General features: G+C 71.1%; 12 protein-coding genes and 1 riboswitch. Of the genes, 7 read left to right on the forward strand and 5 right to left on the reverse strand.

The genetic code is table 11. The annotated features are described in order from the left end of the window. The first annotated feature begins 55 nt into the window (after window positions 1–55). From ACFQZ6_RS23910 to ACFQZ6_RS23940, 7 genes are all read left to right on the forward strand, one after another. Window positions 56–1,414, forward strand: a complete 1,359-nt coding sequence (locus ACFQZ6_RS23910) for an HD-GYP domain-containing protein (protein ID WP_381612302.1) — start codon at window positions 56–58, stop codon at window positions 1,412–1,414. Then, window positions 1,411–2,649 (forward strand): HD-GYP domain-containing protein, encoded by a 1,239-nt coding sequence (locus ACFQZ6_RS23915; RefSeq protein ID WP_381612304.1) that lies wholly within the window; start codon window positions 1,411–1,413, stop codon window positions 2,647–2,649. The genes ACFQZ6_RS23910 and ACFQZ6_RS23915 overlap by 4 nt, the downstream gene beginning before the upstream one ends. Before the next feature lie 102 nt (window positions 2,650–2,751). Continuing rightward, on the forward strand, window positions 2,752–3,732 hold the full coding sequence (locus tag ACFQZ6_RS23920) for a tetratricopeptide repeat protein (protein WP_381612306.1): 981 nt from the start codon (window positions 2,752–2,754) through the stop codon (window positions 3,730–3,732). 73 nt (window positions 3,733–3,805) lie between these two features. Continuing rightward, window positions 3,806–4,456 carry a peptide deformylase gene (gene def / locus ACFQZ6_RS23925; protein ID WP_381612308.1) on the forward strand — a complete coding sequence of 217 codons (651 nt, stop codon included), beginning with the start codon at window positions 3,806–3,808 and terminating at the stop codon, window positions 4,454–4,456. Between the two features lie 290 nt (window positions 4,457–4,746). Next, the gene (gene cyc1, locus ACFQZ6_RS23930; RefSeq protein WP_381612310.1) at window positions 4,747–5,832 is read left to right on the forward strand and encodes an epi-isozizaene synthase; all 1,086 of its coding nucleotides are present in this window, start codon (window positions 4,747–4,749) and stop codon (window positions 5,830–5,832) included. Continuing rightward, window positions 5,829–7,208 (forward strand): bifunctional albaflavenone monooxygenase/terpene synthase, encoded by a 1,380-nt coding sequence (locus tag ACFQZ6_RS23935; RefSeq protein WP_381612312.1) that lies wholly within the window; start codon window positions 5,829–5,831, stop codon window positions 7,206–7,208. Before cyc1 ends, ACFQZ6_RS23935 begins: the two co-directional genes overlap by 4 nt. A 61-nt stretch (window positions 7,209–7,269) precedes the next feature. Then, window positions 7,270–8,061, forward strand: a complete 792-nt coding sequence (locus ACFQZ6_RS23940) for a hypothetical protein (RefSeq protein WP_381612314.1) — start codon at window positions 7,270–7,272, stop codon at window positions 8,059–8,061. A 5-nt stretch (window positions 8,062–8,066) separates the two neighbouring features. Here the strand turns inward: ACFQZ6_RS23940 and ACFQZ6_RS23945 are convergent, their stop codons facing one another. The 5 genes from ACFQZ6_RS23945 to ACFQZ6_RS23965 all read right to left on the reverse strand — a co-directional run bounded on the left by ACFQZ6_RS23945 (window position 8,067) and on the right by ACFQZ6_RS23965 (window position 14,219). Beyond that, window positions 8,067–9,080: a ribonucleotide-diphosphate reductase subunit beta gene (locus ACFQZ6_RS23945; protein WP_381612316.1), complete on the reverse strand. Its 1,014-nt coding sequence runs from the start codon at window positions 9,078–9,080 to the stop codon at window positions 8,067–8,069. Beyond that, window positions 9,080–11,446 (reverse strand): ribonucleoside-diphosphate reductase subunit alpha, encoded by a 2,367-nt coding sequence (locus ACFQZ6_RS23950; protein WP_381612318.1) that lies wholly within the window; start codon window positions 11,444–11,446, stop codon window positions 9,080–9,082. The genes ACFQZ6_RS23945 and ACFQZ6_RS23950 overlap by 1 nt, the downstream gene beginning before the upstream one ends. 129 nt (window positions 11,447–11,575) lie before the next feature. Further along, a riboswitch (cobalamin riboswitch) is annotated at window positions 11,576–11,699 on the reverse strand. Window positions 11,700–11,751: 52 nt separating this feature from the next. Then, a complete protein-coding gene (locus tag ACFQZ6_RS23955; protein WP_381612320.1) occupies window positions 11,752–12,258 on the reverse strand; it encodes a GNAT family N-acetyltransferase in 507 nt (168 codons plus the stop codon). Between the two features lie 81 nt (window positions 12,259–12,339). Further along, window positions 12,340–13,953, reverse strand: a complete 1,614-nt coding sequence (mctP, locus tag ACFQZ6_RS23960) for a monocarboxylate uptake permease MctP (protein WP_381612322.1) — start codon at window positions 13,951–13,953, stop codon at window positions 12,340–12,342. Next, window positions 13,950–14,219, reverse strand: a complete 270-nt coding sequence (locus ACFQZ6_RS23965; protein ID WP_381612324.1) for a DUF3311 domain-containing protein — start codon at window positions 14,217–14,219, stop codon at window positions 13,950–13,952. Before ACFQZ6_RS23965 ends, mctP begins: the two co-directional genes overlap by 4 nt. Between the last annotated feature and the right edge of the window lie 97 nt (window positions 14,220–14,316).

The raw sequence follows: 14,316 nt of genomic DNA on the forward strand, positions 1-14,316 counted from the left end.
CGCCTAGGTTCGAGCCTGAACCGACGGCCGGGCGGCGGGGAAGGGGCGCTTCGCGATGGAGGCGGTACCGGGGCGGGCACGCGTGTACGTCGCCTGTGTCGCCCTCGCCGCCCTGTTCTGTCTGCGCCCGCTGACCACCCTGCACACGCCCTGGTGGGCCGTCGGCCTGCTCGCGGTGCTGTACGCGGGCGGCGAGCTGATCACCCGGCGCGGTGTCGCCGGGACCTGCTACCCCGTCCTGCTCGCCGGAGCGTTTCTGCTGCCCCCGCCCGCCGCCACGCTCGTGGCGGTGCCGGGGGCGCTGCTGTCGTACGTCGGACAGCGCCCCGCCGGGCTGCGGCGGATCTGGCGGGCCGCGCAGCTCGCGCTCGCCGTGTGGGCCGCCGCCCGCGCGCACTGGGCGCTCGGCGGCCGGGACGCGGTGGTGGCGCCGCACTTCCCCTACGCGCTGCTGCCCGCGGGGGCGGCGGTGCTGGTCTTCTGCCTGGTGCTCACCGCGCTCGACGGGGGTGTCCTCGTGCTCGCCGAGCGGGTGCCGGTGCGCCGGGCCTGGCGGGGGCTCTTCGCGCGGTCGCTGGCCGCGGTCGCCGTGCACGGGCTCGCCGGGCTGATGATGGCCGTCCTGTGGCGCAGCCCGTACGGGCCCGTCGCCGCGCTGCTCGTGCTGCTGCCGATGTGGGTGTCCTGGTGGGTCTTCGCCCAGTACCACCGGGAGCGGGCCGCGCACCGGGCGACCATCCGGGCGCTGGTGCAGGCCGTCGACATCAAGGACGGGTACACCCGCGGACACAGCGAGCGGGTCGGCCAGGCGTCCATGATGATCGCCCGCGAGCTGGGCATGGACGACGACCGCGTGGAGACGCTCCGCTTCGCCGGAATCCTGCACGACGTGGGAAAGCTCGGCGTACCGACCAGGCTGCTGCGCAAGGACGGGCCGCTGACGCCCGAGGAACGCCGGGTGATCGAGCTGCACCCCGAGTACGGGCACGAGATGGTGCGCGGCATCGCCTTCCTCGGCGAGGCCAGGGCGGCGGTGCTGCACCACCACGAACGGCTGGACGGCAGCGGGTACCCCTACGGGCTCGTCGGCGCCCAGATCCCGGAGTCCGCCCGCGTGGTCGCCGTCGCGGACGCCTTCGACGCCATGACGTCCACCCGCGCCTACCGGCGGGCGCGGCCGGTGCCGGTGGCGCTGCGGGAGCTGGAGCGGTGCGCGGGGGCGCAGTTCGATCCGCGGATGGTGGGGGCGCTGGTGCGGGTGGTACGGCGGTGGGGGTGGGGGCGCACGGTGACGGCGGACGACGTGAGGGGTGCCGGACCCGCTCCGGAACCGGCCGACGACGTGAAGGGTGCCGTACCCGCTCCGGAAGCGGCCGACGACCACGCCCCCCGTGCCCTGCGGGAGAGCCCGTGAGCGCTCACCGGCTCATCCAGCTCTGTGCCGCCGTCCTCGGCGCCGTCTGTCTCGGGCTCACCCTCTGGCACGGGCTGGCGGACCGGGGCGTGGCGCTCGCCTTCGGGGTCTTCGTCGCTGCCGGGGAGCTGAGCCGGTGGACCGGCTGCCCGCCACGGGAGGCGGCGCCGCTCGGGGCCGCCGGGGCGCTGGCGTACGCGCTGCTCGGGGAGGCGGCGGGGGAGCCGACCCGGCACGGGGTCGCGCAGGTCGTCGCCGTGGTGCTGGCCGCCTCGCTGGTCGGCTGCGTGCCGCACCTCGCGCGCGGGGAGCGCGGCACCGCGGACCACCTGGCGCGCCGGGTGCTCACCGTCGGCTTCGCCGCCGTCTGCTTCCAGCCGCTCTACAACCGGGGGGTGTTCGACGCGTGGATCGGACCGGCCTACGCCCCGCTGCTGCTCGCCCTGCTGGCGCTCACCGCGCTCTGCGACGCCGTGCTCGCCGCCGCGGCGGCCCGCTCCCGCACCGGCTGGCCCTTCGGCCCGCTGCTCAGGGACGAGCTGCGCGGGCTGCTCGGCATCGGCTCCGCGGTGTGCGCCACGGGCGCGGTGGTGGCGCTGGCGGTGGCCGTGGTGGGGCTGTGGGCGCTGCCGGTGTTCTGCGTGCCGCTCTCCCTCGTCCAGCTCGCGTTCCGGCGGTACGCGGCGGTGCGGGCCACCTACCGGCAGACCATCGCCTCCCTCGCCCGCGCCACCGAGGTCGCCGGGTACACCCCGGCCGGGCACGCGCGGCGGGTGGCGGCGCTCAGCCGGGCGGTGGGGCGGGAGCTGGGGCTGACGGAGCCGGAGCTGACCGTGCTGGAGCACGCGGCCCTGATGCACGACATCGGACAGCTCAGCCTCGTGGACCCGGTACCGGCCGGGGCCACCGCCCGCCTCCCGGCCGCCGAGCAGCGGCGCATCGCGCTGCTCGGCGGGGCCGTCGTACGGCAGACCGGCGTGGACCCGGCCGTCGCGGTGGTCGTGGAGCGGCAGGCCGACCCGTGCGCGGAGCAGCCGCTGGCCGCCCGGATCGTACGGGTCGTGAACGCCTATGAGGAGCGGGTGCGGGAAGCCGGTCCCGGTGGGGCCCTGACGGCGCTGGAGGAGCTGCGGCTGGGCGCCGCGGGTGACTACGCTCCGGAGGTGGTGGAGTCACTGGCCCGCGCGCTGGGCCGGGAGTCTGACCCCGGGGGAGGCTGGGTAACCCATGGGTAATGGGCGCCTCTCCAGTCGCACGTGGTTTGATGCCCAGGAGAAGGTGTACGGGGGCGCGAAAGGCACAGCCAGCCCACTGAACGGAACTGGCAGGCGGGAATCGTGAGGATCTTCGGCAAGGGACGGCACCGGCCCTCCGCCTCCTGGCGGCAGGCCACCGACCGCGCGTTCACCCTGATCGGCGACGGTCGCTACGAGGACGCGGGCGCGCTGCTGACACGGGCCGCCGATCTGGAGCCCTGGCTGTCGGAGTCCTGGTTCAACCTGGCGCTGCTGCACAAGTTCCGGCACGACTGGGAGCAGGCGCGGGCGGCCGGGCTGCGGGCGGTGGCCCTGCTGGACCGGGAGACCGGCGCCCCCGACTGGTGGAACGTCGGCATCGCCGCCACCGCCCTCCAGGACTGGCCGCTGGCCCGCCGCGCCTGGCAGGCGTACGGCCTGGACGTGCCCGGGGGCGCCGCCGTCTCCGGTGAGCCCGTCGGCATGGACCTCGGCAGCGCGGCCGTACGGCTGTCGCCCGAGGGGGAGGCCGAGGTGGTGTGGGGGCGGCGGCTCGACCCCGCCCGGATCGAGGTGCTGTCGATCCCGCTGCCGTCGTCCGGGCGGCGCTGGGGCGAGGTCGTCCTGCACGACGGGGTGCCGCACGGCGAGCGGACCACCGCCGCCGGGCACAGCTACCCCGTGTTCGACGAGATCGAGCTGTGGGCGCCGTCGCCCGTGCCGACCTGGGTGGTCCTGCTTGAGGCGGAGACCGAGGACGACCGGGACGCGCTGGAGCAGCTCGCCGCGGACGCCGGGTTCGCCGCGGAGGACTGGTCGTCGTCGGTGCGGCTGCTGTGCCGGATGTGCTCGGAGTCGCGGATGCCCGCGGACGAGGGCGACGGCGAGCACCTCGACCCGCACGACCACAGCGAGCCGGGCCATCCGGGGCCGCTGGGGCACCGTACGGACGGGCAGCTCTGGGTGCCGGAGCGGGAGTGCGGCCTCGCGGCCCCGGCGTCCCTGGTGCGGGGGCTGCTGGACGGGTGGGTCGCGGACAGTCCGGAGACGCGGGACTGGCGGGATCTGGAAGAGGTGTGCTGAACGGTCCCCGTACCCTGGATCAGCACCACATCCCCTTTGTTCTTGGTTTTGTGCAGGAAGGCGTACGTCGGTCATGGCCCAGCAGGACACCGATCAGCAGCACGTGGGCGTGCTCCCCGTCGACGACGAGGGCTTCGTCGTCGACACGGAGGACTGCGAGGAGCGTGAGACCGCCTGGCGCGAGCGCGGTACCTCGCGGCCGATCACGGTGGTGGGGAACCCCGTGCTCCACAAGGAGTGCAAGGACGTCACCGAGTTCGGCGCCGAGCTGGACCAGTTGGTCGCGGACATGTTCGCCAGCCAGCGCACCGCCGAGGGCGTGGGCCTGGCCGCCAACCAGATCGGCGTCGACCTGAAGGTCTTCGTCTACGACTGCCAGGACGACGCCGGTGTCCGGCACGTCGGCGTGGTCTGCAACCCCAGGCTGGTCGAACTGCCCGCCGACAAGCGCCGCCTCGACGACAGCAACGAGGGCTGCCTGTCGGTGCCGACCGCGTACGCCTCGCTCGCCCGCCCCGACTACGCCGAGGTCACCGGGCAGGACGAGAAGGGCAACCCGATCAGGGTGCGCGGCACCGGCTACTTCGCCCGCTGCCTCCAGCACGAGACGGACCACCTGTACGGCTACCTCTACATCGACCGCCTCTCCAAGCGGGAACGCAAGGACGCGCTGCGGCAGATGGCGGAGAACGAGCCGCGCTACCCCGTGGTCGCCAACGACTGACGAGAGCGCGACCCGACACGTACCGAACGGCGTCCGGCCGGGGTGAGCCAGGTGAGCCCCCCGCCGGGCGCCGTTCGTGTGTCCGACGCACGTTCGATCGCAATGAGCGGGCCAGTGATCCATAACCAGTCACACGGGGGGAGATTCTCGGCACGTTGGGGTAGTGAATGGAGCAAATCCATTCCCAGACCGGTCAGTTGTGGTGCTGAATGGGAGTGCGGGATACGCAACGGCGCACGCCCGGCACAGCGGCAGGGGCGTGCGTCATCGGCGGCTGAAAGGGGTTCGTCTTGCACGCTTTCCCACCCAGCACCACATCGACCGCGACGGCGGTCGCGGTCCCACCGTCGCTCTCTCTGCCGGTGATCGAAGCGGCCTTTCCACGGCAACTGCACCCGTATTGGCCACGGCTTCAGGAGACCACCCGCGCATGGTTGCTGGAAAAGCGACTCATGCCCGCGGAGAAGGTGGCGGAATATGCCGATGGACTGTGCTACACCGATCTCATGGCGGGGTACTACATCGGCGCCCCCGATGACGTCATGCAGGCGATTGCGGACTACAGCGCGTGGTTCTTCGTCTGGGACGACCGGCACGACCGTGACATCGTCCACCGCCGTCCGGCAGCGTGGCGGCGCCTCAAGGAGCGGCTGCACACGGCGCTCGACTCCCCCCAGCACCACCTGCGCCACGAGGACCCCTTGGTCGCGGGGTTCGCGGACAGTGTGCTGCGCCTTTACTCGTTCCTGTCGCGGACCTGGAACGCACGGTTCGCGCGCCATTTCCACGCGGTGATAGAGGCGTACGACCGGGAGTTCCACAACCGTACCGAGGGAAACGTCCCCACGGTCGAGGAGTATCTGGCGCTACGCCGTCTCACCTTTGCCCACTGGATCTGGACCGACCTGCTGGAGCCGAGCGCGGAATGCGAACTCCCGGACCCGGTGCGCACACATCCGGCATTTCGGCGGGCGGCGCTGCTCAGTCAGGAATTCGCCGCCTGGTACAACGACCTCTGCTCACTGCCCAAGGAAATCGCGGGCGACGAGGTACACAATCTCGGCATCAGCCTCATCACCCATGAAGGGCTGAGCCTGGAAGAGGCAATCGCCGAGGTACGGCGACGGGTCGAGAATTGCATAGCGGAATTCCTGACAGCCGAGAAGGACGCCGTACGCTTCGCCGACGACCTCGCCGACGGCACACAGCGCGGAAAGGAATTGAGCGTTGCCGTGCGGGCCTGCCTCGCGAATATGCGGAACTGGTTCAGTTCCGTCTACTGGTTCCACCACGAGTCCGGCCGTTACCGGGTCGAAAGCTGGGACGACCGGTCGACGCCCCCGTACGTCAACAACGAAGCGGCAGGTGAGAAATGACCGTCGAGTCGGTGCGGCCCGGGGCGGGCGCCACCACCCCGGCCCGGGAACTGCGGGAACCACCCCTCGCGGGCGGCGGTCTGCCGCTCCTCGGCCACGGCTGGCGGCTGCTCCGCGACCCGCTGGCCTTCATGGCCCAACTGCGCGACCACGGCGACGTGGTCCGGCTGCGCCTCGGCCCCAAGACGGTGTACGCCGTCACCACCCCCGCGCTCACCGGCGCGCTGGCGCTCGACCCCGACTACGAGATCGACGGGCCGCTGTGGGAGTCACTGGAGGGCCTGCTCGGCAAGGAGGGCGTCGCCACCGCCAACGGCCCCCGGCACCGGCGCCAACGGCGCACCATCCAGCCCGCGTTCCGGCTGGACGCCATCCCGGCGTACGGGCCGGTCATGGAGGAGGAGGCGCACGCCCTCGTCGAGCGGTGGCGGACCGGCGCGACCGTCGACTGCACCTCGGAGTCGTTCCGGATCGCCGTGCGCGTCGCGGCCCGCTGCCTGCTGCGCGGCCAGTACATGGACGAGCGGGCGGAGCGGCTGTGCGTCGCGCTCGCCACCGTCTTCCGGGGCATGTACCGGCGGATGGTCGTGCCGCTCGGGCCGCTGTACCGGCTGCCGCTTCCGGCCAACCGCGAATTCAACCGCGCACTGGCCGATTTGCATCTCCTCGTCGACGAGATCGTGGCCGAGCGGCGGGCCTCCGGGCAAAGGCCGGACGATTTGCTGACGGCTTTGCTGGCGGCGAAGGACGAGAATGGCGAGCCCATCGGGGAGCAGGAGATCCACGACCAGGTCGTGGCGATACTCACCCCCGGAAGCGAAACCGTGGCTTCCACGATCATGTGGCTGCTCCAGGTTCTCGCGGAACACCCGGAACACGCGGACAAGGTCCGGGACGAGGTTGAATCCGTGACGGGCAGCCGACCCGTGGCATTCGACGACGTCCGTAAGCTCGGCCACACCAACAATGTCGTCACGGAGGCGATGCGTTTGCGGCCCGCCGTCTGGATTCTCACCCGGCGGGCGGTCACCGACACCGCACTCGGTGGCTATCGCATTCCGGCCGGGGCCGACCTCGTCTACAGTCCGTACGCGATCCAACGCGATGCGCGTTCATACGCCAACAACCTGGAGTTCGACCCCGACCGCTGGCTTCCGGAACGCGTCAGGGACGTGCCGAAGTACGCCATGAGCCCGTTCAGCGTCGGCAACCGCAAGTGCCCCAGCGACCACTTCTCCATGGCCCAGTTGACGCTGATCACCGCCGCGGTGGCCACCGCCTTCCGCCTGGAGCAGGTCCCCGGTTCCAACGACACCACCCGCGTCGGCATCACCCTGCGCCCGCACCGGCTGCTGCTGCGCCCGGTACCCCGGTGACCGTCCCGTTCCGCACCGCCGGAGCGCGTGTGTAACCTCTCCCGGACACCAGGGGAGGATCATGGAACACATCACGCGCTCCGCGCGGCGCACGGCGTGGGCGGTCACGGGCGGGGCCACCGCGCTCGTCCTGCTCACCGCGACCGGCGCGCACGCGGAGGGCCGCGGCGACGTCCGCGTCACCAGCACCGTCGTCAACGGCGGCAAGAACGTCAAGGTCGGGACGAAGGCGGTCGTCACGTTCCCGATCGCCATGACCGTTCAGGACGACTCGGGGGTGAAGGGGGTCACCGACCTCAGCGCCTTCAACTCGTCCAACGGCTACGGCTTCTTCGACTGGACCGGCACCACCTGTGTGAAGAAGACCTCGACCACGTCCGTGTGCACGGGGACGATGAAGGTCGACCCGGCCTGGATCCCGAACAGCGACGACATCAACTCCAACAACATCGCGGGGACCTGGCAGGCCGCCGCCACCGTCAAGGCCAACGACGGCGACTACTGGATCCACGACCGCATCGCCCTGTTCAAGGTCAAGCGCGCCTCCGCGCCCACCGTCAACGCCGGACCCGAGCCGGTCGCCAAGGGCGGCACGCTCACCGTGGCGGGGAAGCTGTCGCGGGCCAGTTGGGAGAGCCTGAAGTACTACGGCTTCGCCGGAACGGTGCTGCTCCAGCACCGCCCCAGCGGCTCCTCCGACTACCGCACGGTCAAGACCGTCACGGCCGACGGCTCCGGCCTGCTGCGCACCAAGGTGACCGTCTCCTCGGCGGGCACCTGGCGCTGGTACTTCCCCGGCACGACGACGACCGCGCGGGCCGCGTCGGCCGGGGACTACGTGGCGTTGGGGTAGCCGACCTAGAAGTCCTCGTCCAGGTCGACCGTGCCCTCCACGGCGACCTGGTACGCGGACGGGCGGCGCTCGAAGAAGTTGGTCAGTTCCTGGACGCCCTGCAACTCCATGAAGGGGAACGGGTTCTCGGAGCCGTACACCGGGGCGAAGCCCAGGCGGGTCAGGCGCTGGTCGGCGACGCACTCCAGGTACTGCCGCATCGAGTCGGTGTTCATCCCCGGCAGCCCGTCACCGCACAGGTCGCGCCCGAACTGCAGCTCCGCCTCGACGGCCTCCTTCAGCATGTCGGTGACCTGCCGCTGGAGCGCGTCGTCGAACAGCTCCGGCTCCTCCTTGCGGACGGTGTCCACGACGTCGAACGCGAAGGACATGTGCATGGTCTCGTCCCGGAAGACCCAGTTGGTGCCGGTCGCCAGGCCGTGCAGCAGGCCCCGGCTGCGGAACCAGTAGACGTACGCGAAGGCGCCGTAGAAGAACAGGCCCTCGATGCACGCGGCGAAGCAGATCAGGTTGAGCAGGAGGCGGCGGCGGTCGGCCTGGGTCTCCAGGCGGTCGATCTCCTCCACCGAGTCCATCCACCTGAAGCAGAACTCGGCCTTCTCGCGGATGGAGGGGATGTTCTCGACGGCGGCGAACGCGGCCGTGCGGTCCTCCGGGTCGGGCAGGTAGGTGTCAAGCAGCGTCAGGTAGAACTGGACGTGCACGGCCTCCTCGAAGAGCTGCCGCGACAGGTACAGCCGCGCCTCGGGGGAGTTGATGTGCTTGTAGAGGGTGAGCACCAGGTTGTTCGCGACGATCGAGTCGCCCGTCGCGAAGAAGGCGACCAGACGGCCGATCAGGTGCTGCTCGCCCGGCGTCAGCCTCGCCAGGTCGGCGACGTCGGAGTGGAGGTCGACCTCCTCCACGGTCCAGGTGTTCTTGATGGCGTCCCGGTAGCGCTCGTAGAAGTCCGGGTAGCGCATGGGGCGCAGGGTCAGTTCGAAGCCCGGGTCGAGCAGGTTGGTGGTACGGCTGGTCATTACTGGCAGGCCTCGCAGGACTCGGGGTTCTCAAGGGAGCAGGCGACCGCCTCGGGGGCGGGGATGGTGGCCTGGGTGGCGGCCTGGGCGGCTCGGGCGATCCGGGTCGCCGGGCGGGAGCGCAGGTAGTACGTCGTCTTCAGCCCGGACTTCCAGGCGTACGCGTACATCGAGGAGAGCTTGCCGATGGTCGGCGTCTCCATGAACAGGTTCAGGGACTGGGCCTGGTCGAGGAACGGGGTCCGGGCCGCCGCCATGTCGATCAGGGCGCGCTGCGGGACCTCCCACGCCGTGCGGTACAGGCGTCGTACGTCCTCCGGGATCCAGGAGAAGCCCTGCACCGAGCCGCCCGCCTCGCGCAGCGCCTCCCGGGTGCGGTCGTCCCAGACGCCGAGCCGCTTCAGGTCCCGTACCAGGTAGGAGTTGACCTGGAGGAACTCACCGGAGAGGGTCTCGCGCTTGAACAGGTTGGACACCTGCGGTTCGACGCACTCGTAGACGCCCGCGATGGAGGCGATCGTCGCCGTCGGCGCGATGGCGAGGAGCAGGGAGTTGCGCATCCCGACCGCCGCGATCCGCTCGCGCAGCGCCGCCCAGCGCTCCGGCCAGGTCAGCTCGGTGTCGTAGTGGTCGGGGTGCAGCACGCCCCGCGCGGTGCGGGTCTTCGCCCAGGCCGGAAGCGGGCCGTTGCGCTCGGCGAGGTCGGCGGACGCCTCGTACGCGGCGAGCATGATCCGCTCGGCGATCCGGCTGGACAGGCCCTTCGCCTCGGCGGAGTCGAAGGGCAGCCGGAGCTGGAAGAAGACGTCCTGGAGGCCCATCACGCCCAGGCCCACCGGCCGCCAGCGGGCGTTGGAGCGGCCCGCCTGCTCGGTCGGGTAGAAGTTGATGTCGACCACGCGGTCCAGGAAGGTGACCGCGGTGCGGACGGTGGCGTCCAGGCGCTCCCAGTCGATGTCCCCGCCGTCCCCGCCGTCCCCGACGTCGACGAACGCGCCGAGGTTGACCGAGCCCAGGTTGCACACGGCGGTCTCACCGTCGTCCGTCACCTCCAGGATCTCCGTGCAGAGGTTGGAGGAGTGGATGACGTGGCCCGGCTCGGCGGTCTGGTTGGCGGTGCGGTTGGCGGCGTCCTTGAAGGTCATCCAGCCGTTGCCGGTCTGCGCGAGGGTGCGCATCATCCGGCCGTACAGCTCACGGGCCGGGACGGTCTTCCGCGCCAGGCCCGCCGCCTCGGCCGCGCGGTAGGCGGCGTCGAACTCCGCGCCCCACAGGTCGACCAGCTCGGGCACGTCGGACGGCGAGAACAGCGACCAGGTGCCGTCCTCGGCGACCCGGCGCATGAACTCGTCCGGCACCCAGTGCGCCAGGTTGAGGTTGTGGGTGCGGCGGGCGTCCTCGCCGGTGTTGTCCCGCAGCTCCAGGAACTCCTCGATGTCGGAGTGCCAGGTCTCCAGGTAGACCGCCGCCGCGCCCTTGCGACGCCCGCCCTGGTTCACCGCGGCCACCGAGGCGTCCAGCGTCTTCAGGAACGGGACGATGCCGTTGGAGTGCCCGTTGGTGCCCCGGATCAGCGAACCGCGCGAGCGGACGCGGCTGTACGACAGTCCGATGCCGCCCGCGTGCTTGGAGAGCCGGGCGACCTGGTGGTAGCGCTCGTAGAGGGAGTCCAGCTCGTCCTTGGGGGAGTCCAGGAGGTAGCAGGACGACATCTGCGGGTGGCGGGTGCCGGAGTTGAACAGGGTGGGCGAGGACGGCAGGTAGTCGAGGCGGCTCATCAGCGCGTACAGCGCGGCGACCTCGTCCACCGAGCGGCGGCTGTCGTCCTCCGCGAGCCCGGCGGCGACCCGCAGCAGGAAGTGCTGGGGCGTCTCGATGACCTGCCGGGTGACCGGGTGCCGGAGCAGGTAGCGGGAGTGCAGGGTGCGCAGCCCGAAGTAGCCGAAGCGGTCGTCGGCGTCCGGGTCGACGAGCGCGTCCAGGCGGTCGGCGTGGACGCGGACGAAGTCCGCGGTGCGGTCGGCGATCAGGCCCTCGCGGTGCCCGGTCGCGACGGACTCCGTGAACGACGTGACGCCCTGCGAGGCCGCCTCGGCGCGGATGCCGAGGGTCAGCAGCCGGGCCGCGAGCCGGGAGTACGCGGGGTCCTCCGAGATCAGCCCGGCGGCGGCCTCGGTGGCCAGCTCGCGCAGCTCCCTTTCGTCGGCCCGCGCGGACCGGCCGCGCAGCGCGGCGGCGGCGACCCGGCCGGGGTCGGCGTCGGGCAGGTCGGCGGTCAGCTCGGTCAGGGTCCGCAGCAGCGCGGTACCGGGACCGCCGGTGTCCACCGGGGTCGCTGAAGCGGGATCCGCTGGCGCGATGGTCACGTGGGGCTCTCCCTCGCTCGGCACGGGGCCTGGGCCCTGTGGAGGGCAGGGGGCAGCTCACGAGCGCGCGTGGCGTCGCGTCCACCGGCCCATTCCACGAGGCCCGGACGTCATGGCACCCGGACCGGTCGGCCGGGCGCGCTGTCGGCAGGTCCTCGGACTGACCAGGCGTGCGGAAACACGCATGTACACCGTTGCGGGACAGTTCCGGATTCGCACCGGATTCCCCTGCGGCGACAGCGAGCATGAGCATACATCTTGTGCCGGGGCGGCGTGCCACCCCCAGATGTTGTGTCGGGCCGGTTTCAGAGCGTCAGTTCGTAGACGAGCAGGGAGATGTCGTCCAGCTCCGGGAGCGGGTTCCAGTCACGCTCCGGGGCCCGGGTGAAGCCCAGCCGTTCGTAGACGCGGTGGGCGGCGCGCATGGTGCGCTGGGTGGACAGGACGACGCCCGTGCAGCCGTCGGTGGCGCGGGCGCGGTCGAGGCAGGCGCGCACCAGGGCCTCGCCCGCGCCGCGTCCGCGGGCCTCGCGGGCGACGGCCAGCATCCTGATCTCGGCCTCGCCGGGGCGGGCGATGTCGGACATGGGGCCGGGGCCCGGCACGAAGGTGACGCCGCCGAGGACCCGGCCTTCGGCGGCGGCGACGAGGACCTCCGCGGAGGCGGCGCGCTTGGTGACGTCCCTCAGTTCGTGGAGGTAGGCGTCGCTTTCGCCGAAGTCGAGGAGGCCGTCGTCCAGGTAGGCGGTGGCTGTGATGTCGCCGAGGGTGGTGTGTTCGGTGGGCTCGATGGGCCGGATCTGGATGTCCATGCGGGGAGTGTGGACGACAGCGGGCCGCCGTAGCACTTGCTTTTGGCGGCCCGCCGCGGGGTGGTCGTGGCTGGTCGACCCCTAGGTGCGTGCGGTGTCCGCCGTCGCGGGGGGCAGCTCGACCTGTACTCCCGGGTCACCCGCGTCCGCCGAGTAGTCCTCCGGGCTCGTCTCGTCCACGCCCTCGGGGGCCTTGAGGGTCTTGAGGACGAAGGTCAGGACGATCGTGACGACCAGGTTCAGGACGAACGCCGTCAGGCCGATGTAGCCGATCTCCCCGATGCCCGGGATCTCCTTCGACGAGCCGCCGAAGTGCGCCTGCGTCGGCGAGGAGACGCCGTACGCGGCGACCGTGCCGTACACCATGCCGACCGCCCAGCCCGCGAGCAGCGCCCAGCGGTGGAACCAGCGGGTGAACAGACCGCCGACCAGGGCCGGGAAGGTCTGCAGGATCCAGATGCCGCCGAGGAGCTGGAAGTTGATGGCGACGGTCTTGTCCATGCCGAGGACGAAGACCAGCGCGCCCACCTTCACCAGCAGCGACACCAGCTTGGACACCTTGGTCTCCTGGGCCGGGGTGGCGTCCGGCTTCAGGAAGTCCTTGTAGATGTTGCGGGTGAAGAGGTTGGCCGCCGCGATGGACATGATGGCCGCCGGGACCAGCGCGCCGATGCCGATGGCGGCGAAGGCGACGCCCGTGAACCAGTCCGGGAACATGTTCTCGAAGAGCTGCGGGATCGCGAGCTGCCCGTTGTCCACCTGGACCCCGGCCGCGATCGCCATGAAGCCCAGCAGGGCGAGCAGGCCCAGCATCAGCGAGTACAGCGGCAGGATGGTGGAGTTGCGGCGGATCACCTCACGGCTGCGGCTGGACAGCACGGCGGTCACGCTGTGCGGGTACATGAACAGCGCGAGCGCCGAACCCAGCGCCAGCGTGGCGTACGTCCACTGGGAGGCGGCCGTCGGCGTGAGGCCGCCCGCGCCCGCCGCCTCGTACTTCTGGCTGGCCGCGGCGAAGATGTCGTCGAAGCCGCCCAGCTTGATCGGGATGTAGATGATGGCGACCGCGATGACGAGGTAGATCAGCGTGTCCTTGACGAACGCGATCAGCGCGGGCGCGCGCAGCCCCGAGGAGTAGGTGTACGCCGCCAGCACGCCGAAGGCGATCAGCAGCGGCAGGTCCTTGACGAACCAGTGGGTGTTCTCGCCGCCGCCCACGCCCATCACGTCCAGGACGGCCTGGATGCCGACGAGCTGGAGCGCGATGTACGGCATGGTGGCGAGGATGCCGGTGACGGCGACCGCCAGCGACAGCCCCTTGGAACCGAACCGGCCGCGGACGAAGTCCGAGGTGGTGACGTAGCCGTGCTTGTGGGAGACCGACCACAGCCGGGGCAGGAACACGAACATCATCGGGTAGATGAGGATCGTGTACGGCACCGCGAAGAACCCGGACGCGCCCGCCGCGTAGATCGCCGCGGGGACCGCCACGAAGGTGTACGCCGTGTACAGGTCGCCGCCGAGCAGGAACCAGGTGATCCAGGTGCCGAAGGACCGGCCGCCCAGCCCCCATTCGTCGAGGCTGTGCTCGTTGGCCGCCTTCCGCCAGCGCGCGGCGAGGAACCCCATCACCGTGACGGCGACGAAGAACAGGACGAAGACGGTGAGCGCTACGCCGTTGACGCCGTCCTTCATGCCCCGTCACCCCCCTGCCGCTGCCTGCGGGCACGCTGGTCGCGGTGCCAGAGCTGGTACGCCAGCGAGGTCAGCCCGGCCGAGAGCACGACCCAGGCCATCTGGTACCAGTAGAAGAACGGGATGCCGATCAGGGTCGGGTCGGTCTTGGCGTAGGAGCCGACCCACAGCATCGATACGAAGGGTGCTATCAGACAGACGGCGATGACGACGCGCACGGGCGTCACCACCGCCGTTCTGTTCGCTTCAGGTGGTGCTTGTGACATCTGGCGACTCCGTCCCCTCACTGATCACCGGTGTAACGCGCAGGCAATCTAGGTCAGGGGATGGCGCAAACGGAACCCCTCGTCCGGATATCGGTCG

Origin of the sequence: Streptomyces flavalbus (genome assembly GCF_042674625.1) — a bacterium.
Classification (GTDB): domain Bacteria; phylum Actinomycetota; class Actinomycetes; order Streptomycetales; family Streptomycetaceae; genus Streptomyces; species Streptomyces flavalbus.